The sequence below is a fragment of the Paenibacillus sp. FSL H8-0317 genome (assembly GCF_045040685.1).
GTDB lineage: Bacteria > Bacillota > Bacilli > Paenibacillales > Paenibacillaceae > Paenibacillus.
In genome coordinates this window covers 6,173,398-6,195,615 of sequence record NZ_CP150294.1, presented here as the reverse complement: position 1 = coordinate 6,195,615, position 22,218 = coordinate 6,173,398, and the positions used below count along the sequence as shown (strand labels likewise).

Below are 22,218 nucleotides of genomic sequence, written 5' to 3'. Positions count from 1 at the left end.
ATTATGGCGAACAAAGCATTCAATGCTACTCGGGGCGATAAACTGTTCGATATATTCAACATCCTCGCGATGACCATGGTGCTGGTTGTAACACTTTATCCATTCCTTAACGTACTAGCCATCTCACTCAATAACTCGACAGATACAGTACGTGGCGGAATTTACTTGTGGCCTCGCGAATTCACATTACAGAATTACAAAACGATTTTCCAATATGATGGATTGCTACAAGGTTTGCAGATCTCCATTCTGCGTACACTTGTAGGTACCGTGCTCGGATTGATCAGTTCATCCATGATCGCCTTTACACTGAGCAGACCTGACTTTGGACTTAGAAAATTTGTATCCACAACACTCGCACTCACGATGTATTTCTCCGGTGGTCTGATTCCGGTATACATCCTGATGCGTGACTTGGACCTGATCGGTACATTTTGGGTATATGTATTGCCTGGCATGATCAGTGCATTTAACGTCTTCATCATCCGTTCCTTCATTGATGGCCTGCCATACTCATTGCAGGAATCCGCGAAGCTGGACGGAGCGAATGACTTTACAATCTATTACAGAATCATCTTGCCACTGTGTAAACCAGTGCTTGCTACCATCGCATTGTTCCTGGCTGTAGGTCAATGGAATGCGTGGTTCGATACGTACCTGTATAATGGTTCAAAGGCACATCTGACCACGCTCCAATATGAGCTGATGAAAGTATTGCAAAGTACGCAGCAAGGCTCAGGTGCTGGACGAAATGCCAATGATATGGCACAGCAAATGACACAGATTTCACCGGAATCGATCAAAATGGCGATTACGATCGTTGTAACGGTTCCAATCCTCATTGTATATCCATTCCTTCAGAAGTACTTTGTTGGCGGTATGACACTGGGCGCAGTAAAAGGTTAAACAATTGGGTACAGGCTGCCACATAGAGCGGCCGTACATCTACAAACAAATGAAGCATCAGGATACCCGAAGCGCAGCCATTTGGTCTGCGCTTCACCGTATAGGGCTGCGGTGTGGTATTCATGAAGCTATAGACAGGGACAAAAAAGTCCCGGACAAACAGACATATGAAACAGGGAGGATTACCATTATGGCAAGTTCCAAAATGAAGATTGCACTGGCACCAGTGCTTGCAATGTCTTTACTCGCAGGTTGCGGTGGAGGAAGCGGCAGTGATACGTCGTTCAAGGATACAAGCGCAGAGACAACTCCACTTACTTTTGATTTCTTCAGCGTTGACCCCAGTCCGAACTGGAATGGCATGAAGGATGAAGTAGGTAAAGTCCTTACGGAAAAAACAGGGATAACCCTTAACGGTGAATTTGCCGTTAGTGGTGGTCAAGATAAAATATCCTTAATGGCGGCGAGCGGAGACTATCCGGATATTGTCTCCCCCAAAGGAGAACTCAGCAAACTGGTGGATGCCGGAGCAATGCTCGATCTGACAGATCTGATCGACCAATATGCTCCCAATCTGAAGAAGCTGTATGGTAATTACATGGACCGGTTGAAATACAGTAATGAAGATCAGGCTATTTATGTGCTGCCGACGTATTATGCGGTAGACCAGAAGTACTTTGATGCAGGTGGTGGATTTGGTATTCAACACCGTGTACTGAAAGAACTCGGATACCCGGAAGTGCGTACACTTGAGGATTACGAGAATGTATTGAAGGCGTACAAAGAGAAACACCCAACAATTGATGGTCAGCCAACAATCCCGTTAACATTGGACGCGGATGATTGGAGAATCATGATTACCGTAACGAACCCTGCCTTCCAGGCAACAGGTGCTCCGGATGACGGTGAATACTATATCGATCCAGAGACGTATGAAGCAAGTCTGCATTACAAACGTCCAGAGGAAAAAGAGTACTTCCGCTGGTTGAACCATATGTATAACACTGGATTGCTGGATCAGGACAGCTTCATCCAAAAAACAGACCAATACAAATCCAAAATTGCAAGTGGACGTGTTCTGGGTGTCATTGACCAGGATTGGGGTTATTCCGATGCAGAAAATGCACTGAAATCTGCGGGCAAGGATGAAGCAACGTATTCACACTTCCCGGTAACCCTGTCCGAGGATATCAAGGATCATGCTTACCAAGATCCAGGTTTTGTATCCGGTTGGGGTGTAGGGATTACCACATCGAATCCTGATCCGGTTCGTACGATCAAATTCTTCGATTACCTGGCTTCTGAAGAAGGGCAAGTGCTGATGAACTGGGGAATTGAGGGCAAACAGTACGAAGTGAAGGACGGCAAACGTGTCATTCCTGCCGACATTCTGGATCAGAAAACCAATAATGCAGCCGTATTCCAGAAAGAAACGGGTATTGGACTGTACACCAATATGTCTGGTCACTATGGAGACGGTGTGAAGGATTCAACGGATAACTACTACACTACGAATTTCCCTGAACAGATCGTGGCAGCATATTCCGATGCAGAGAAAGAAACACTCAAAGCTTACGGTGCTACGACGTGGAAAGATCTGTTCCCGAGTGAAGACGAGTTCCCGATCAAACCATGGGGAGCAGCATACAATCTGCCAACACCAGGTGACTCCAACTACAACGTCATCTTCAAGAAAACACAGGATATCATTCGGAAACGCATCCCGGAAGCCATCCTGAGTACTCCTGAGCAGTTCGATGCCATCTATGATGGCATGATTGATGAAGTGAACAATGCAGGAGCAGAGGATATGGAGAAACAATACACAGAACTCGTTCAAAACCGTGTTCAATTGTGGAGCGGTGAAGAGACTAAATAAGCTATCGATTAAATGGATTCAAACCGAGAAAGAACCCGGATAACCGGGTTCTTTTTTATACCTAAAACGTTTTCTAAAAAACGTTTTCAATTTTATAAATTCACTATTGACAAGGGATATAGGAGCGATTATTATTCAATTATGAAAGCACTTACATTGTCTCGTACATCAGAGAAAAACAACATACATCATTCTCATTTATTCAAGGGGAATTCCAGAGGGTGACGAGTAAATTAAGGTGTGTGAAGATCCATTCACCGTTTTAAAGAAAACGCTTCTAATGTTATAAAAACAAGAAAATTACATTTGTTTCATCTGGTCACGGTATGTGCAGGTCAGCCTGTTATACAAATATACAGCTTCATTAATATCCATAAGGGGGATTACACATGAAGGGCAAAACACCAAAAACATTCGCAATGCTTCTGTTAGCCAGTGCACTTGCAATTACAGCAGGATGCAGCGGCAGTGGAGGAGGAACTAACGCTTCAGAAAAGCCGGTTGATTCCGGAGATACAACCACTCCAGTGACCTTTACATTCTTTGGTGCAGATGCAAGTCCAAGCTGGAACAACATGAAAGATGCAGTGGGCCAAGAGATTACCAAAAGAACAGGTGTTACAATTGAAGCAGAATACGATGTGAACAATGGTGGCGACCAAAAGATACCTTTGATGGCTGCCAGCGGTGATTACCCTGATATTATCTTTCCTAAAGGTAACCTGTCGAAGCTGGTGGATGCAGGCGCAATGCTGGACCTGACTGACCTGATTGAGGAACATGCACCTAACCTGAAAAAGATATATGGCGATCAGATGAATCGTTTGAAATACAGTCTGGAAGATCAAGCGATCTATGCTATTCCAACCAACATGGGTGTAGATAACGTTGCTTTTGATGCAGGTGGTGGATTCGAAATTCAGCAAAGAGTGTTGAAAGAACTGGGATACCCAGAAGTGAAAACACTTGAGGATTACGAAAACGTTCTTAGAGCGTATTATGAAAAGCATCCAACGATTGATGGTCAACCAACCATTCCACTGACACTCAATGCAGATGACTGGAAGATCATGATCACGGTAACGAACCCGGCCTTCCAGGCAACAGGTGCACCGGATGATGGGGAATATTACATTAATCCTGAAACGTATGAAGCGATGCTTCACTACAAACGTCCAGAGGAGAAAGAATACTTCCGCTGGTTGAACAAAATGTACAATGAAGGCCTGCTCGACAAAGATACTTTTGTTCAAAAAGATGATCAATACAAATCCAAAATCGCCAGTGGCCGTGTACTCGGTCTGATCGACCAAGACTGGAACTATGGCGAAGCTGAGAACGCTCTCAAAGCAGCAGGTAAGGACGAAGCCACATATGCTCACTTCTCCGTGTCCCTGAACAAGGACATTGTGGATCACACCTTCCAGCCAACAGGATTTGACGGTTATGGCATCGGGATTACAACTTCGGCCAAAGATCCGGTACGGATTATCAAATTCATGGATTGGCTCGCTTCCGATGAAGGCCAGGTGTTGAGAAACTGGGGTATTGAAGGTGAACACTACAATGTAGAAAATGGCAAACGTGTGATTCCTGACGAGGTTCAGGAACGCAAAACAAATGACAACTCCAATTTCACGAAAGAAACAGGAGTTGGGTTGTACAATATTTTCAGCGCAAGATACGGTGATGGTGTAAAAGATTCTACAGACAACTACTATACAACGAACTTCCCAGAGCAGATCCAAGCAAGCTACACACCAGCTGAGAAGGAAACGTTGAAAGCATACGGTATCACAACATGGAAAGATTTCTATCCATCCGAAGACGAATTGAAATTAAAAGATTGGGGCGCAGCGTATAATATGCCTGTACCTTCTGACACAGACTACAACGTAACATTCCAGAAAACACAGGATATCATCCGCAAACGGATCCCAGAAGCGATCCTTGCCAAACCTGAGAACTTTGACAGCGTGTATGACAGTCTCCTGGCTGAACTTGATAAAGCAGGTGCAGTAGAAATGGAGAAACAATACACGGTTTGGGTGAAAGAACGTGTCTCCCTGTGGACTGGAAAAGATGTGAAATAAGCTTGAAAACAAAGCATTAAAGTTAAGGATTTTCATTGCAAAAAAGCCCTTGAAAAAGGGCTTTTTTTGTTGTTGACGTAAGGTGGCGATAGCAGTATAATCTATCATGTAAGCACTTTCAGTAAGCGGTTTATTTCATTTCCGAAAACGTTTTACGTCTGTTAGAAGAATAATCTTCTTTTTACAGAATCGAAACGTCAGCTTCACTAAAAACGTCGGAATGAATGAACTCGAAAGCGTATTCAAAAAAAGTGGTATCCTCAGGCATAAAGCCTGTTATACAGATAAAACCTTCATAAATAATAGGGGGAACTAGACAATGAGAGGCAAAATGAAAGGCAATACACCCAAGACGTTTGCAATGTTGATGCTCGCAAGTGCAATGTTGGTTACAGCTGGCTGCGGGAATTCGGGAACCAAAGAGACTTCGGAGTCCAGCGGTACCGAACCCATTACAGTTACGTTCTTTGGAGCGGATGCTAGTCCGACCTGGAACAAGATGCAAGATGCTGTTGGTAAAAAGATCACGGAGCAAACAGGCGTTACAATTGAAGCTGAATATGATGTAAATGATGGTGGTAACCAGAAGATTGCACTGATGGCTGCCAGTGGTGACTTTCCGGATATGATTTACCCTAAAGGTAACTTATCTAAGCTTGTGGATGCAGGCGCGATGCTGGATCTCACGGATCTGATTGAGGAGCATGCTCCCAATTTGAAAAAAATCTATGGGGAACAGATGAACCGTTTGAAATACAGTCTCGAAGATCAAGCGATCTATACCATTCCAACCAATATGGGTGTCGATAATGTTACGTTTGACGCTACAGGTGGATTCGAAATTCAACAAAGAGTATTGAAAGAGCTTGGATACCCTGAAGTGAAGACACTTGAGGATTACGAGAATGTACTCAGAGCCTATTATGAAAAACATCCAACGATTGATGGTCAACCAACCATTCCATTAACATTAAATGCAGATGATTGGAAAATCATGATCACGGTAACGAATCCAGCTTTCCAGGCAACAGGTGCACCGGATGATGGTGAATATTACATTGACCCTGAAACGTATGAAGCAAAATTGCACTACAAACGTCCAGAGGAAAGAGAATATTTCCGCTGGTTGAATAAAATGTACAATGAAGGCCTACTGGACAAAGATGCATTTGTTCAAAAGGATGACCAATACAAGTCCAAAATTGCCAGTGGTCGTGTCCTCGGTCTGATTGACCAAGAGTGGAACTATCAAGAAGCGGAGAACGCACTTAAATCATCTGGCAAGGATGATGCCACATACGCTCACTTCTCTGTATCACTTAACGATGAAATTGTGGATCACACGTTCCAACCAGCCGGATTTGACGGTTATGGCATCGGGATTACAACTTCGGCCAAAGATCCAGTGCGTATCATCAAATTCATGGATTGGCTTGCTTCCGATGAAGGACAAGTTCTGAGAAACTGGGGTATCGAAGGTGAACATTACAACGTAGAAGATGGTAAACGCGTGATTCCAGATGACGTTCAGGACCGCAAAACGAATGACAACTCCAATTTCAGTAAGGAAACAGGAATTGGGATGTACAACGTATTTAGCGCAAGATACGGTGATGGGGTAAAAGATTCAACGGATAACTATTACACAACGAACTTCCCAGAGCAGATTGTAGCTGGTTACACAGCTGCAGAGAAAGAAACACTGAAAGCTTACGGTATCACGACTTGGAAAGAGTTCTATCCGGCTGAAGAAGATCTGCCAGTTAAGGATTGGGGCGCAGCGTATAACATGTCCGTACCTTCCGGTACAGACTATGAGGTAACGTTCCAGAAAACACAGGATATCATCCGTAAACGGATTCCGGAAGCTGTTCTGACTACACCAGCAAACTTTGATGCAACCTATGATGCTTTACTGGCTGATTTGGACAAAGCGGGTGCAGTTGAAATGGAGAAACAATTTACGGTTTGGGTTAAGGAACGTGTCTCTCTGTGGACAGGAAAAGACGTAAAATAACATGGATTGTCTGTGATCCATGGTTAAACAAGGAAAGGGCCCTATATGGGGCCTTTTTTTTGTGTAATGATGTGATGATTTGCATTGACGCAAATTTTGAAATCACATATAATTTTATTATTGTAAGCACTTACCGAAAACGTTTTATGACATAAGGAATATACAGCTGATTCAGGAACAGGAGCTAATCATGTCCCAACACAATAACCAAACTAAAATCAATCGTCTATGGTATCAACAACCGGCAAAACGCTGGGAAGAAGCGCTCCCCATCGGGAACGGCCGTCTTGGAGGCATGGTGTACGGTGGCGCAGCAGATGAACGAATTCAGCTCAATGAAGATACATTATGGTCAGGATTTCCACGGGATACGATTCAATACAGCAGCCAGCGGTATTTGAAACAGACACGTGAGTTGATCCTGTCCGGACAATATGGTGAAGCTGAGGATTTGTTAAACCGTGAAATGCTCGGTCGTGATGTAGAGGCCTATCAGCCAATGGGTCACTTTCTATTGCACCATGAAGGTCTGGATGATCTTTCATATGATGCATTTGAACGGGAACTTGATCTGGAATCGGGTATTGCAACCACGACGTACTCATGGGAAGGAATTCGTTACGTACGTGAAGTGTATTCCAGTGCTTCGGATGATCTGATGGTCTGCACATTAACTGCTGATCAGAAGGGCGCTGTGAGTGTAAGTGTTACGCTAGACAGTCCCCATCCTTATCGCGTTGAGACTTCGGGAGATGCACTAACCATGTTCAGTCGGTGCCCAAGTCACGTGGAGTCCAATTACTTCAGAGATCACCCGGAATCCGTCCTCTATGAAGAGGATCGGGGAACGGCTTATGCTGTCCGTGTAGCATTCACGGCATCTGGCGATCAGGTGAAGGTCTCCAATCTGGAAGGCAAGTTACATATTCAGGGTGCTGACCAGGTTGTTTTCTATCTGGCAGCGGCTACCTCCTTTGAGAGTTACGATGTGTTACCTCTGAAGGATCATCCTGTATTGGAAGAGGAATGCAAGGAGTTGATCTCCAAAGCGATCACACATGGCGTGGAAGGCCTTCGTGACCGACATATTCAGGATCATAGTGCGCTGTTTAACAGAGTCTCTATTGATTTAGGGGTATCGGCTAACGCCGAATTACCTACAGATGAGCGGCTGCAGGCTTATCAGGCAGGGCAACAAGATCCTGGACTGGAGGCACTTTATTTTCAATATGGAAGATATCTGTTAATGGCTAGTTCGCGTCCAGGCAGCCAGCCTGCCAATCTGCAGGGAATCTGGAACCATCAGGTAGAGCCGCCATGGCATAGTGACTACACAATCAACATCAACACGGAAATGAATTACTGGCCGGCAGAAGTCTGCAATCTCAGTGAATGTCATGAGCCGCTGTTCGATATGCTGACAGATCTCAGTGATACAGGGCGCAGAACAGCACGGATTCTCTACGGAGCCCGTGGATGGACTGCGCATCATAACGTGGATATCTGGAGAACCACCACACCTACAGGCGGAGACGCGAGCTGGGCATTCTGGCCAATGGGCGGCGTTTGGCTGACCTCGCATCTATGGGAGCATTACCAATTTACCGGGGATCAGCGTTTTCTTGAGAAACGTGCGTATCCCATCATGAAAGAGGCTGCCTTGTTCTGTCTCGACTGGTTGGTGGAAGGACCTGACGGTTATCTGGTCACGATTCCATCCACTTCACCAGAGAACAAGTTTCTCACAGATAATGGGGAGGCACGCAGTATATCCATGGCTTCAACGATGGATATGACGTTAATTCGTGAACTGTTCACCCGCTGTATTGAGGCCGCGAAGCAATTGAATCTAGATGAGTCATTGGCGGGCGAGTGGGGGGAGGCTCTGGACAAACTCTATCCATTCCGAATTGGAAGCGAAGGACAATTGCTGGAGTGGTTTAAGGATTTTGCCGAATCCGAGCCAGGGCATCGTCACGTCTCCCATCTGTATGGACTGTATCCGGGAGAGCAGATCAATCGAGTACACACACCGGAATTGGTAGAAGCAGCACGGGTATCGCTTGAACGTCGTATCTCACAAGGTGGCGGGCATACAGGATGGAGCTGTGCATGGTTGATCAATCTGTATGCACGACTGCTGGATAGCAGCCAGGCACATCAGTTTGTGCGCACGTTGCTGGCCCGGTCCACACATCCAAATCTGTTTGATGACCATCCACCATTCCAGATCGATGGTAATTTTGGAGGTACGGCCGGAATCGCGGAGATGTTATTGCAGAGCCACTTGAACGAGTTACATTTACTGCCGGCACTACCCGAACTCTGGACTCAAGGTCGAGTTGAAGGGCTTCGTGCAAGAGGTGGTTATACGGTAGCCATAACGTGGACGGACAACAAGCTTGCTTCAGCGGTTATTAAGGCAGATCGAAGTGAGTCGCTTACCCTTCGCAGTGCTTATCCGCTACGCGTGGAAGGACATGAACAAGCCAAGGCAGAGCTTACGCCTCAGGGCGATTATGTAATTATTTTAACGATGACCGTAGGACAGACGATCCGCGTGTCATCATGAGACGGAGGAGCCAACCATGACCATTTTTAAATTTCCGCAAGATTTCCGCTGGGGGACAGCAACAGCTTCCTATCAAATAGAAGGAGCGGCACAGGAAGGTGGACGCGGGGTATCCATCTGGGATACGTTTGCGCGCACACCTGGCAAGGTATATAACGGAGACAATGGGGATGTCGCATGTGACAGTTACCACCGTTACGAGGAAGACATCGAACTGATGAAGAAACTCGGGATTAATACGTACCGGTTCTCCATTGCGTGGCCGCGCATTATTCCTGACGGAGATGGGGAGATCAATCGGGAAGGACTGGACTTCTACCATCGCTTCGTGGATGCATTGTTAGAGGCTGGCATCGAACCGTTCCTCACGCTGTATCACTGGGATCTTCCACAAACGCTGGAGGATGACGGGGGTTGGGGCAACCGAAGAACGATAGACGCTTTTGTGAAATATGCCGAAGTGATTTTCAAAGAATTCTCAGGCAAGATCAACTTTTGGCTGACATTTAATGAACCATGGTGTATCGCGTTCCTGTCGAACCTTCTCGGGATTCATGCGCCAGGAAACAAAGACCTGCAAACGTCAATTAATGTGGCTCATGGATTGCTGGTTGCTCATGGTAAAGCCGTTCAATCCTTCCGTCGCTTGGGAACAACAGGTCAGATTGGAATTGCTCCGAACGTATGCTGGGCTGAGCCGTACAGCAAATCCCCTGAGGACCAAGCTGCCTGTGACCGATCGATTGCGCTCAATACCGATTGGTTCCTAGATCCAATCTACAAAGGTTCATATCCGCAGTTTATGGTGGATTGGTTTGCAGAAGCAGGGGCTACTGTGCCAATTCAGGAAGGCGATATGGAGATCATCTCACAACCGATCGATCTGCTCGGCATTAACTATTACACGATGGGGATCAATCGCTTCAATCCGGAGGCAGGTGCTCTGCAATCGGAAGAAGTTGATATGGGCCTCACCAAAACCGATATTGGCTGGCCTGTGGAATCACGTGGTTTGTATGAATTTATGCATTACTTGCAAAAATACGGAAATGTGGATGTATATATCACAGAGAATGGTGCCTGCATCAATGATGATCTGGAGAATGGCAAAATTAATGATGATCGCCGGATTGCCTATTATGAACAGCATTTGGCTCAAATTCATCGCATCATTAATGACGGCATTAACCTGAAAGGGTACATGGCATGGTCACTGATGGATAATTTCGAGTGGGCAGAAGGCTACCGCATGCGTTTTGGTCTTGTTCATATGGACTATCGTTCACTCGTGAGAACACCGAAGGAGAGTTATTACTGGTATCAGAACGTCATCAAGAATAATTGGTTGGAGACACGGAACGAACATAATCCCCAATAGTTTGGGTGGCAGGTTACAAGGGAAGAGCAGGTCCTCATTATATACGGTTCCCTTATTAAAGATAAAAAAGACGGCAACTTTGGAGTATTCCATTGTGCCGTCTTTTTTTGTATTTTTACCGTTGAAAATGAGTAGTTCATAAAGGTTTCATAAGGTCAAGTGCAGTTCCTGTTATGAAGAGACGTTTTTTGGGTTATAAGAAGTATGAATGAATTGAAAAATGTTTTGTCAACGGTTGAAATCAAAATAAAGTGTCCAAATTGCGAAGAAAATTTGAACATTTGTTGACTAAAAATCATACTGATGTGGTATATTGGTATAAGGAAAGCACTTACAAAAAGGGAAAAGGAAGTGTTTACTATGGCATCGAAGACAGCAATGGTTAGCCAATTGGAGCGCAAAGACAAAAATATGCGGCGCGCCGTCTTGACGATGACAGTTCTGGCATGGGTCGCACTCATTACGGGAGTGATCATGTGTCTGATCAATCTGAATGAATTTAATGATCGTAATCTTGGCTTGATGGTCGGTATTGGATTCCTTGTAGGTAGTGTGTTTATTTACGTTATTGCCAAAGCGATTGGCCTTGTTCATACACGCCGGGAAGACGAAGGCGCCGATTGATTATAATCCTGCGTTAATTCGTTCATAATAAGACTGGATAAGTTCCCGGAATCCAGTCAATAAAGCCCTTTGCGGATTCGTTGACATTGTTCAACGGGACTGCAAAGGGTTTTATTTTGTGACTTGATGTGTAAAGATTACAATAAGCAAATATCAACCATGCAAGCGATTTGTGAGAAAAAATTCACACATTTAAGGTGTAAAATCGACAAATTTGTTAACAAGAACAAAAAAGTTGTTCATTTCTGATATCTTTAGTAGGAAGAGAGTAGTATACTGATTTTTCAGTATGAGCGAATTTAAGGAGAGGGGATCAAAATGAACAAGAAACCTAGGTCGCTAACCCGGATTATCATTCCGGTTGTCCTGACGTTGGTTACAATTGCATTGATTGTCTGGCCAATGCTGGCAGGCGGGCAGTACGTTGTTCTGGATCCGAAGGGACCAATTGGCGCTTCGCAGAGAGATTTGATTGTCATCTCGACAATTTTGTGTGCTGTCATTATTGTGCCAGTACTCATTTTGTCTGCTGTCATCGTATGGCGTTACCGCGACAAGCCGGATAACAAAGCTGCTTATGAACCTAACTGGTCTCATAGTACGAAGGCGGAGGCAATCTGGTGGACCGTTCCAATTATTATTATTGGAATACTTGCCATTGTTACGATTCGTTACACGTATGATCTGGAGCCTTCGAAGCCGTTGGCTCACGAGAAAGCACCAATTACCATCCAAGTGTCTTCACTGGATTGGAAATGGCTGTTTATGTATCCTGAGCAAGGGATTGCAACGGTCAACACGTTGAATATTCCGGCAGATCGGCCCGTGAAATTTGAACTCACTGCGGATTCACCAATGAACTCGTTCTGGATTCCGCAACTTGGAGGACAAATTTATACAATGTCGGGTATGGCAATGACCTTGTACCTGCAGGCAGATCATGAAGGCAAGTACTGGGGTTCCGGTGCTAACTTCACAGGTGAGCATTTTGGAGAAATGCGTTTTGATGTGAATGCTACATCGGACGAAGATTTTGACAAATGGGTAGCTGATGTGAAACAGAATTCTCAGCCATTGACCACAGAAGGTTACAGTGCACTGGCTGAACCAGGAACAAGCAATGTTGCTTATTATTCTGCTTTCCCAGAAGGATTGTTCCAAAATATCGTAACCAAGTATGTTGTAGATGGTCAAAGTGCTCATAGCAAACATGGAACTTCAAACGAAGCTTCTGGAGCCATTCAAAATGCAACTGATACGTCCAATCAAGACGAGGACAAGAGTGCTAACTAAAGATTCGAAAGGAGGCCCCCAATGTTAGAGGGACTTAAAGAGTTTGCATCGGAGTTTTTCGTAACCGGTGATCCGCTCATTTATGGTGCGATGGTAGCTATCGGAATTACCATGATTACTATTGTAGCGGTGCTAACTTATTTCAAAAAATGGGGCTGGCTCTGGCGTAACTGGTTAACGACTGTCGATCATAAAAAGATCGGTATCATGTATATCATCGCTTCCATTATCATGTTGTTCCGTGGTGGTGTGGATGCGCTAATGATGCGCCTTCAGCTGGCTATGCCTAACAATGAATTTCTAAATCCTGAACACTATAATCAGGTCTTCACAACTCACGGCACGATCATGATCCTGTTCATGGCGATGCCATTTATGTTTGGTCTATTTAACGTTATCGTACCACTACAGATCGGAGCAAGAGACGTTGCGTTCCCATTCCTGAATGCACTCAGCTTCTGGCTGTTCTTCTTGGGCGCAATGCTGTTTAACCTGTCCTTCGTTATCGGTGGTTCACCGGATGCAGGATGGCTGAGTTATCCGCCTCTATCGGAGCTGTCGCACAGTCCAGGGGTAGGACAGAACTTCTATATATGGGGTATACAGATATCAGGTATCGGTTCCCTGGCTACCGGTATCAACTTCCTGGTTACCATCATTAAAATGCGTGCGCCAGGCATGAGATGGATGAAAATGCCGATGTTCACATGGTCGGTATTCTCCACTTGTATTATCATCTTGTTCGCTTTCCCAATCTTGACCGTGACACTTGCATTGTTATTCCTCGACAGGTTTGCCGGGGCGCATTTCTTCACACTTGATTTGGGCGGTAACCCAATGATGTATATCAACTTGATCTGGATGTGGGGTCACCCTGAGGTATACATTGTCGTCTTGCCGGCATTCGGTGTATTCTCCGAGATTGTAAGTACCTTCTCTCGGAAAAAACTGTTTGGTTACAAGTCGATGGTATTCGCAATGTTGATCATCAGCTTCCTGTCCTTCTTCACATGGGCGCATCACTTCTTCACGATGGGTTCCGGAGCAGACGTGAATGCATTCTTCGCCGTAACTACGATGTTGATTGCTATTCCAACAGGGGTTAAGATATTCAACTGGCTGTTTACCATGTATCGAGGAAGGATACGCATGGCGACTCCGATGATGTGGACACTTGCCTTTATCCCGTGTTTTATTGTCGGGGGTATGACAGGCGTTCTGTTATCCGTTGCTCCTGCTGACTTCCAGTTCCACAACAGTTACTTCCTGATTGCCCACTTCCACCAAGTATTGATCGGTGGTGTTGTCTTCGGATACTTCGCAGGTCTGTACTACTGGTGGCCTAAAATGTTCGGTTTCCAACTCGAAGAGAAACTGGGCAAATGGGCATTCTGGACTTGGAATATTGGTTTCTATGTCTGCTTCATGCCGCAGTACGCTGTCGGCTTGATGGGTATGACACGTCGTCTGAGCACTTACGGCTGGGATACTGGCTGGTGGGAATTGAACTTCGTATCCACAATCGGGGCATTCCTGATGGGTGTCGGATTCCTGTTCCAAGTTGCGCAAATCGCAGACGGTATTCGCAAATACAAATCACTCAAAGCTCCTGCCGATCCATGGGATGGCCGTACGCTGGAGTGGTCAATTCCTTCACCAGCTCCTGAATACAACTTCGCCGTTACACCGCGCGGAGATGATATTGATGAGTGGTGGGAAGAGAAAGAACGTCGTGCCAAAGGCATCTATCCGCCAGAGCAACCGCTTGAGCCGATTCATATGCCGAAGAACTCTGGAATTCCGTTCATCATGTCTGTCTTCTGGTTCATCGCCGGTTTCGGCTTTGTCTTCGGATGGCTGTGGATGGCAATTCTCGGACTCGCTGGCGTAGGGATCTGTATGATCGCCCGTTCATTCTCATACGATACGGATTATTATATTCCGGTCGACGAAATTAAGCGTACCGAAGCGTCGTTAAGGGGGTCGGTATAGATGGCTCAAGCAGCCGCTAAGCACGGTGAGAATCATGCACATGGTCACGACCATGGACATCATGATCCACAGGAAATGAAAATTCTCGGATTCTGGTTCTTCCTGATTTCCGACGTTATCCTGTTCTCCGTATTGTTCGCAACCTTCATTGTGTTGCGTGACAATACGGCGGGCGGACCGATTTTGTCTGAATTGATCAAAATGCCTGGTGTTATTGCCGAAACGTTTATCTTGCTCACAAGTTCATTCACGAGCGGACTAGCCGTACTGGCGATGAATCAAGGCAAAGTAAAACAATTAATCAGTTGGCTGGCGGTTACAGCCGTTCTGGGTGCAAGCTTTATCGCACTGGAAGTATATGAGTTTATTGAGTTGATTCACGAAGGGTTCAGCTTTACAACGAGTGCTGCTTCTGGCGCATTCTTCACCCTTGTGGGAACTCACGGACTTCACGTATCGCTCGGTCTGATCTGGATGATTGGACTTATGTTACAACTGAAAAAACGTGGTATTACCGATGTTACTCGCGGTAAAATCAACGTAATCAGCTTGTACTGGCACTTCTTGGACGTCGTATGGATTTTCCTCCTGTCGATCGTCTATCTCATGGGGGTGATGTAGATGTCAGAGCACAACTCACATGATTCCCACGGTCATGAGCAACATGGTTCATTGAAGTCTTATGTCATCGGCTTCATCCTGTCCGTCGTTCTGACAATCATTCCACTTGTGGTGGTTCTCAATGATATGATGGAAAGAACAGGAACACTCATTGTTGTTCTGGGCACGGCAGCACTTCAGTTTGTTGTTCAACTCTTCTTCTTCATGCATATCCGTGAAACAGAGAAACCACGCTGGAATGTCATGGCCCTTATTTTCGGATTACTGATTATGATGACCATCGTAATTGGTTCGATCTGGATTATGCTTAACAATGCTGTTGCACATTAATTGATATGATGAAAGAGCTTCACGACCTTGGTATTCAAGGTTGTGGGGCTCTTTTTTTTCTAAGCTGAAGTTATCGCATATTTTAATGAAAAAAAGTTGTATTATATCTTAATAAGTTGTTTATGAAATAATTTTCCAGTGATATTATTGTTATTCACTCTGTAAATATATTCAATATTTTAGTTAGAGCAATTTTAGCAAAATTATTTTAGGAGATGTACCAATGAAAGCAAGGGTAATCCGTTATTATCGTTTTGGCGAACCAAGTGAAGTGTTATGTATGGAAGAAAAAGATGTGATACCCCCTGACCCCGGTGAATTAGCAGTGAGGATGTATGCTCGGCCTATTAATCCCTCCGATATTATTCCGGTTCGAGGAGCTTACCCACATCGTACCCAATTACCAGCTGTTCCCGGGTTTGAGGGTGTGGGGATAGTAGAAGCAGTAGGATTGGGAGTATCCAATCAAATGTTGGGGCGTCGTGTCTTGCCACTAAAAGGCGAGAATACTTGGCAGGACGTCGTGAAGACTTTGGAGCGACATACAATTATTGTGCCAAATGATATCGATGATCACTCAGCCAGCCAGCTCTATATTAATCCGGTTACGGCTTGGTTGATCTGTACAGAGGTGCTTAAGCTTACGTATGGTGATACCCTGATTGTGAATGCAGGGGGATCTGCGCTCGGACGAATCTTTGCACAGATCTCAAAAATCAATGGATTCAAATTGATTGTGCTTACGAGAGATGATCGTCACACTGCTGAACTGTATCGTCTTGGAGCAGTTTCTGTTATCAATACAACAAAAGAGTTGCTACAGGCTAGAATGGCGGAATTAACAGAGGGATACGGTGCTGATGCAGCCGTGGATTGTATTGGAGGGACAGACGGGGAACAGCTGGTGAGTTGCCTTAAACCAAATGGGACGGTCATCAGTGTAGGGCTACTTTCGGGGATCACACCGTTATGGCATGAAGCAACTCGGGGAACACAAGTTCATGTGAAACTTTTCTGGTTAAAACATTGGGTGGAACGCTGTTCGCAAGAACGCTGGGAACAGGTATTTCATGAGGTAATGGAGCTGGTCAGAGCAGGGAGGCTTGTCATGGCAAACATTGGGGCGACGTATGACCTAACGAATGTACAACAGGCTATTGCAGCGGCTGAATCGGGTATCGAGGGGAAGGTTCTCTTATTACAGTAGTACATAAGACTTGGAAAAAACTCAGCATAAAGAATGCGTAATTAACAACTAATTCATATTGGGGGCCTTGTTGTGAAGATTAAAGATATGATGTTTACTGCGATTATGGCAGCCGTTATTGCAGTACTTGGACTGTTACCGCCGGTTCCACTACCATTTTCTTGGGAGGAGTAGATACTCCGATCCACGACTGGTAATCCATAGACAGTTAGAATCATAAATGTTTTATCGCAGAAAATTCTTTTTTTGAAAATAAAGGTACACAAAAGATACATAATGAACTAAAATGAACTTATATGAACATTAATAATATCAATCTCAACCAATTTAAATGACGAAGGGAATGGATGAATAATGGAAAATCGCTATGCTGCACATCCCAATGAAGTGAAAACGTATGATACATCTCGCCTGCGTGAGGAATTTTTGATGGAGCAACTGTTTGCAACTGATGAATTGGTAACGGTGTATTCTCATGTGGATCGTTATATTGTGGGAACGGCTGTACCCGAGAGTAAGGACATTACCCTTGAAGTGAACCTGAAAGATATCGGAACGAACTTTTTCCTGGAGCGTCGTGAAATCGGTATCATTAATGTCGGTGGTCACGGAACAGTGACAGCGGATGGACAAGGTTATGAGATTGGAGCGAAGGAATGTCTCTACATCGGTAGAGGGGTGAAGGAAGTTGTGTTCACGAGCAGTGACAAGGCTCAACCTGCCCAATTCTATTTTGTATCCACACCGGCTCACCACACCTATCCAACAGTAAAAGCAACACAAGAACAAGCTCAGCCGAATCATCTGGGCAGCATCGAAACTTCCAATGAGCGTACGATCTATCGTTACATTCACCAAGGAGAAGGTGGAATTCAGAGTTGTCAGTTGGTGATGGGCATTACCGAACTCGACAAGGGTAACATGTGGAACACGATGCCTGCACATACCCATAACCGCCGTTCCGAAGTATACTTGTACTGGAACTTGCCTGAAGACGGTGTTGTATTCCATATGATGGGTGAGCCAAACGAAACACGTCATCTGGTTGTACGTGATCGCCAGGCGATCATTTCCCCAAGCTGGTCCATTCACAGTGGTGTGGGTACAAGCAATTACACCTTCTGTTGGGCGATGGCTGGTGAGAACCAGACGTTCGAAGATATGGACGGCGTAGCAATGAAAGACCTGAAATAATAAATTACAGTTTTCTGAGTTAAATTGACAGGGTAGACACTATGACTCATTCATTTTGACTCAGATAGTATAGGAAGTTGATTGTGATGAATCCATTGAAAAGACATGAAAAAATTATGGAGGCTCTGCTGGGACGCCAGGAAGTAACCGTCAGTGATCTGAGTGAGTTGTTGCAGGTGACTGGGAAAACAGTGCGAGAGGATCTCGACAAGTTGGAGAGTATGGGACTGCTCGTACGTGTCCATGGTGGTGCTATGCTGGCTCAGAATGACCAGTATGGCATCTTGAATAGCCGTGGAGTTACCGAGAAACATCATCCGGAGAAGACGGAGATTGCTGAACGTGCCCTTGCTTACATTCGACCTGGAGATATCGTTGCTCTCGATGGTGGTAGCACCACGCTGGAGATGGCCAAACGTCTCGATAATCAACCGCTGACGGTGGTGACCAATGACCTGTTCATTATTGCGGAGCTGACCAAGAAGGAGCAAGTGCGACTGGTTGTGCCTGGCGGGGCTCGTGTACGGAATATGTTGGTTGGGGATGATACGGCTTCGTTTATATCCAGTCTTAACATTCACAAAGCCTTTATATCCACGACAGCCCTTCATCCGGAATTCGGATTATCCATATACACGGGAGATCTGGTTCCTTTGAAAAAAGCAATGATATCTGCCTCGCAGCAAGTATACGGCGTTGTGGATCATTATAAATTCGGACAATTTGCACTGCGAACTTTCGCCCAGTGTTCGGAACTGGACTACATTATCAGCGATAGTCGTTTGGATGAAGAGACGGTTGCCTTATACGAGCTGAGCGGTGTCACAGTGGATTATCAAAGTTAACCTCATTCATTATTCATGGGATTAAAGAACGGACGGCTCTACGGATTGCATATCAAAACCATGCGGAGGAATCATTCATGAACCCATTTGATTTAAGCGGACAAGTTGCACTGGTAACAGGTACCTCGGGAGGACTTGGACAAGGGATGGCCATTGGTTTGGCAGAAGCAGGTGCTGATGTGGTGCTGGTCTCTTATTCCAAGCCTGCGGCAACGGCAATTGCCATTGAAGCACTCGGACGCAAAGCTTATGTGATTGAAGCGGATTTAAGTCGTGAAGATGAGTTGTCTGCAGTGTTCGAACAGGCGCTTGCGTTCCAGGGCAGAATCGACATTCTCGTCAACAATGCCGGAATCATTCGTCGCACACCTGCGGTTGATCATGCAGGGCAGGACTGGCATGATGTAATTGGTCTGAACCTGAACACTGTATTTTTCCTAAGCCAATTGGCAGGCAGACATATGATTGAACGCGGAAGTGGCAAAATCATTAATATTGCATCCATGTTGTCCTATCAAGGTGGGATCAATGTGCCAGGGTATACAGCCAGTAAACATGGCGTTGCCGGTTTAACCAAAGCACTTGCCAATGAATGGGCAGGAAAGGGAATCCAGATTAACGGTATCGCACCTGGTTATATGGAAACCGATAATACTACCCAGATCCGTGCGGACGAGAATCGTTACCGGGATATTACAGCCCGTATTCCTGCGGGGCGCTGGGGAACACCTGAAGATCTGAAAGGCCCGGTTGTCTTTCTGGCATCTGCCGCTTCGGATTATCTGAATGGTCATGTGCTGAATGTCGATGGCGGTTGGATGGCACGTTAATCGTTTGATAATCGGATTAGCATAAGGAGGCAGTGAGATGAAACTTGGTATTCTGGCGCATACATTTGGCAAACAGCCTACAGCACAGCTTGCGCAGACGATTGCGGATAACGGATTTAATTCCGTACAGCTGGCGCTGGCCAAAGCATTATCAGATGTGGACTCATCGAATGGCAAGCTGAGCCCTGGACTGGCGAATGAGATTGGAGATCAATTTGCACAGCGCGGGGTGAAGATTGCGGTACTGGGCTGTTATATTAATCCGATTGACCCTGATCCGGTAACAAGACGTGCGGACATTGATCGATTCAAGGAGCATCTGCGTTATGCCCGGGATTTTGGTTGCAGCATGGTAGCAACGGAGACTGGGGGCTTGGACACCTATCAGGATACACATCCGGATGGATATGAAGAGAAGGCGTGGAGTGTACTGAAAGAAACGGTTGAGGAGTTGGCTGAGGAAGCGGAGAAATGGGGCGTGCATGCGGCGATTGAGCCTGTGTCCACACATACTCTTCATACCCATGAACATATGACACGTTTGTTTGAAGAGATTCCTTCATCGAATCTGGGGATGCTGTTCGACCCGTGTAATCTGATCAAGCAACCACATGCTGCAGATCAAGGGGCTTTCTTGCGCGAGGTGATGGAATCACTGTATCAGCGCATGATTGTGATCCATGCCAAAGATGTAGCCTTTGATGCACAGGGAGAGAAGTACAATCCGGTACCTGGGGCAGGTATACTGGATTACCCGTTATTTTTTGAATTGTTAAAAACGTATAAGCCGCATATTGATATTTCACTTGAAGGCGTAACTGCGGAGGAAGCTGTACCTGCAGCCAAACATTTGCGTGAAGTATGGAGTGCAGTTCGGGTCTAACCAAACCCAGGATGAGGTAATGCATACCGAAGCCAAAGTAGCTGAAAAACCTTTGCGAGTGCAAAGGTTTTTTTGGTACAGAAATCGATAAAGCACATATTTAATTTTTCTTATCGGAACAATCGGAAATAAGTCTTTTCAAATACGACATCTTGTGAGAGAATATGGAAAACATATGCCACCATGCGAAGACATCAGGAACTTCAAGAACGTATATATCGAGGGAGGATTCAGATTTATGTCAAACGAACGTGAGCTTTCATTTGAAACATTGGCAATTCATGCAGGCCAGGAGATTGATCCAACCACCAACGCACGAGCTGTACCCTTGTATCAGACAACATCATATGGATTCAAGGACACCGAGCATGCAGCTAACTTGTTTGGTTTGAAAGAGTTTGGCAACATCTATACCCGCCTGATGAATCCAACAACCGACGTGTTTGAGCAGCGGATTGCGGCGTTGGAAGGCGGAGCTGGAGCGCTGGCTACAGCTTCTGGTCAGGCAGCCATTACGTTTTCACTTCTGAATATTGCTGGTGCAGGCGATGAGATCGTGTCTTCGGCAAGTTTGTATGGAGGTACATACAATCTGTTCTCGACGACTTTGCCGAAACTGGGTCTGGATGTGAAATTTGTGGATTCCAGTGATCCTGAGAATTTCAGAGCTGCGATTACGGAGAAAACCAAAGCATTGTATGCCGAAACGATCGGTAATCCAAAGGGGAATGTACTGGATATTGAAGCGGTGGCAGCCATCGCCCATGAACATGGAATTCCTTTGATCGTGGATAATACGTTCCCGAGTCCGTACCTGCTTCGTCCAATCGAACATGGCGCAGATATTGTCGTTCACTCTGCAACGAAATTTATTGGGGGTCATGGTACATCCATTGGTGGCGTTATCGTGGATAGCGGAAAATTTGACTGGAAAGCAAGTGGCAAGTTCCCGGGATTGACGGAGCCGGACTCCAGTTATAACGGTGTTGTATATACGGAAGCGGTTGGACCGATTGCTTATATTATCAAAGCTCGTGTACAACTTCTGCGTGACTTGGGTGCAACGATTTCTCCATTCAACTCATGGTTGTTGCTGCAAGGACTGGAGACATTACATCTGCGCGTAGAGCGTCATAGTAGCAATGCCCTTGCGGTTGCGGAATTCCTTGAGAAACATGAGGATGTGTCTTGGGTAAGTTATGCAGGTCTGCCGAGCCACGGTTCTTATGAGCTTGCAAAGAAATATCTGCCAAGAGGGCAAGGTGCGATTCTGACCTTTGGAATTAAAGGTGGTGCGGACGCAGGTCGCAAATTGATTGAAAGTGTCAAATTGTTCTCTCACCTTGCGAATGTTGGTGACTCCAAGTCTCTAATCATTCACCCGGCAAGCACAACTCATGCGCAGTTGACTGAAGATGAACAGACCGCAGCAGGGGTTAATCCGGAATTGATTCGTCTGTCTGTAGGTACTGAGAACATTCAAGACATTATCTATGATCTGGAGCAAGCCATCAAAGCAAGTCAGGGAGCAAGTGTAGGCGCATAAATGGCATT

The 22,218-nt window shown here is 45.5% G+C and carries 17 protein-coding genes; all 17 read left to right on the top strand.

The features are described 5' to 3' along the window. Positions 1 to 3 precede the first annotated feature (3 nt). The 17 genes from MHB43_RS27830 (at position 4) to MHB43_RS27750 (ending at position 22,210) form a co-directional block, all read left to right on the top strand. On the top strand, positions 4 to 906 hold the full coding sequence (locus MHB43_RS27830) for a carbohydrate ABC transporter permease (protein ID WP_127546605.1): 903 nt from the start codon (positions 4 to 6) through the stop codon (positions 904 to 906). A gap of 190 nt (positions 907 to 1,096) precedes the next feature. After that, positions 1,097 to 2,785: an ABC transporter substrate-binding protein gene (locus tag MHB43_RS27825; RefSeq protein WP_339179489.1), complete on the top strand. Its 1,689-nt coding sequence runs from the start codon at positions 1,097 to 1,099 to the stop codon at positions 2,783 to 2,785. Between the two features lie 389 nt (positions 2,786 to 3,174). Beyond that, positions 3,175 to 4,878: an ABC transporter substrate-binding protein gene (locus tag MHB43_RS27820; RefSeq protein WP_339179487.1), complete on the top strand. Its 1,704-nt coding sequence runs from the start codon at positions 3,175 to 3,177 to the stop codon at positions 4,876 to 4,878. 319 nt (positions 4,879 to 5,197) lie between these two features. Then, entirely contained in the window at positions 5,198 to 6,895 is a 1,698-nt protein-coding gene (locus MHB43_RS27815) for an ABC transporter substrate-binding protein (protein ID WP_017692217.1), read from the top strand. Positions 6,896 to 7,085: 190 nt separating this feature from the next. Continuing rightward, complete coding sequence (locus tag MHB43_RS27810; RefSeq protein ID WP_221820753.1) at positions 7,086 to 9,467, top strand: glycosyl hydrolase family 95 catalytic domain-containing protein; 2,382 nt, start codon at positions 7,086 to 7,088, stop codon at positions 9,465 to 9,467. 16 nt (positions 9,468 to 9,483) lie between these two features. Further along, a complete protein-coding gene (locus tag MHB43_RS27805; protein ID WP_339179483.1) occupies positions 9,484 to 10,845 on the top strand; it encodes a GH1 family beta-glucosidase in 1,362 nt (453 codons plus the stop codon). Between the two features lie 360 nt (positions 10,846 to 11,205). After that, a complete protein-coding gene (locus tag MHB43_RS27800) occupies positions 11,206 to 11,469 on the top strand; it encodes a hypothetical protein (protein ID WP_036606904.1) in 264 nt (87 codons plus the stop codon). Positions 11,470 to 11,787: 318 nt separating this feature from the next. Then, entirely contained in the window at positions 11,788 to 12,762 is a 975-nt protein-coding gene (gene cyoA / locus MHB43_RS27795) for a ubiquinol oxidase subunit II (RefSeq protein WP_145325834.1), read from the top strand. Positions 12,763 to 12,783: 21 nt separating this feature from the next. After that, positions 12,784 to 14,754 carry a cbb3-type cytochrome c oxidase subunit I gene (locus MHB43_RS27790; RefSeq protein ID WP_076212762.1) on the top strand — a complete coding sequence of 657 codons (1,971 nt, stop codon included), beginning with the start codon at positions 12,784 to 12,786 and terminating at the stop codon, positions 14,752 to 14,754. Further along, positions 14,755 to 15,375, top strand: a complete 621-nt coding sequence (cyoC, locus tag MHB43_RS27785) for a cytochrome o ubiquinol oxidase subunit III (RefSeq protein ID WP_036606911.1) — start codon at positions 14,755 to 14,757, stop codon at positions 15,373 to 15,375. Then, positions 15,376 to 15,705: a cytochrome o ubiquinol oxidase subunit IV gene (gene cyoD / locus MHB43_RS27780; RefSeq protein ID WP_036606914.1), complete on the top strand. Its 330-nt coding sequence runs from the start codon at positions 15,376 to 15,378 to the stop codon at positions 15,703 to 15,705. Between the two features lie 223 nt (positions 15,706 to 15,928). Then, positions 15,929 to 16,912, top strand: a complete 984-nt coding sequence (locus MHB43_RS27775; RefSeq protein ID WP_339179476.1) for a zinc-dependent alcohol dehydrogenase family protein — start codon at positions 15,929 to 15,931, stop codon at positions 16,910 to 16,912. A gap of 354 nt (positions 16,913 to 17,266) precedes the next feature. Then, complete coding sequence (kduI, locus tag MHB43_RS27770; protein ID WP_036606918.1) at positions 17,267 to 18,106, top strand: 5-dehydro-4-deoxy-D-glucuronate isomerase; 840 nt, start codon at positions 17,267 to 17,269, stop codon at positions 18,104 to 18,106. Positions 18,107 to 18,192: 86 nt separating this feature from the next. After that, the gene (locus MHB43_RS27765; protein ID WP_221820760.1) at positions 18,193 to 18,951 is read left to right on the top strand and encodes a DeoR/GlpR family DNA-binding transcription regulator; all 759 of its coding nucleotides are present in this window, start codon (positions 18,193 to 18,195) and stop codon (positions 18,949 to 18,951) included. A gap of 77 nt (positions 18,952 to 19,028) precedes the next feature. Beyond that, entirely contained in the window at positions 19,029 to 19,781 is a 753-nt protein-coding gene (gene kduD, locus MHB43_RS27760; RefSeq protein ID WP_221820762.1) for a 2-dehydro-3-deoxy-D-gluconate 5-dehydrogenase KduD, read from the top strand. Positions 19,782 to 19,818: 37 nt separating this feature from the next. Further along, positions 19,819 to 20,664 (top strand): sugar phosphate isomerase/epimerase, encoded by an 846-nt coding sequence (locus MHB43_RS27755; protein WP_221820764.1) that lies wholly within the window; start codon positions 19,819 to 19,821, stop codon positions 20,662 to 20,664. A gap of 238 nt (positions 20,665 to 20,902) precedes the next feature. Then, positions 20,903 to 22,210: a homocysteine synthase gene (locus tag MHB43_RS27750; protein WP_339179470.1), complete on the top strand. Its 1,308-nt coding sequence runs from the start codon at positions 20,903 to 20,905 to the stop codon at positions 22,208 to 22,210. Positions 22,211 to 22,218 lie beyond the last annotated feature (8 nt).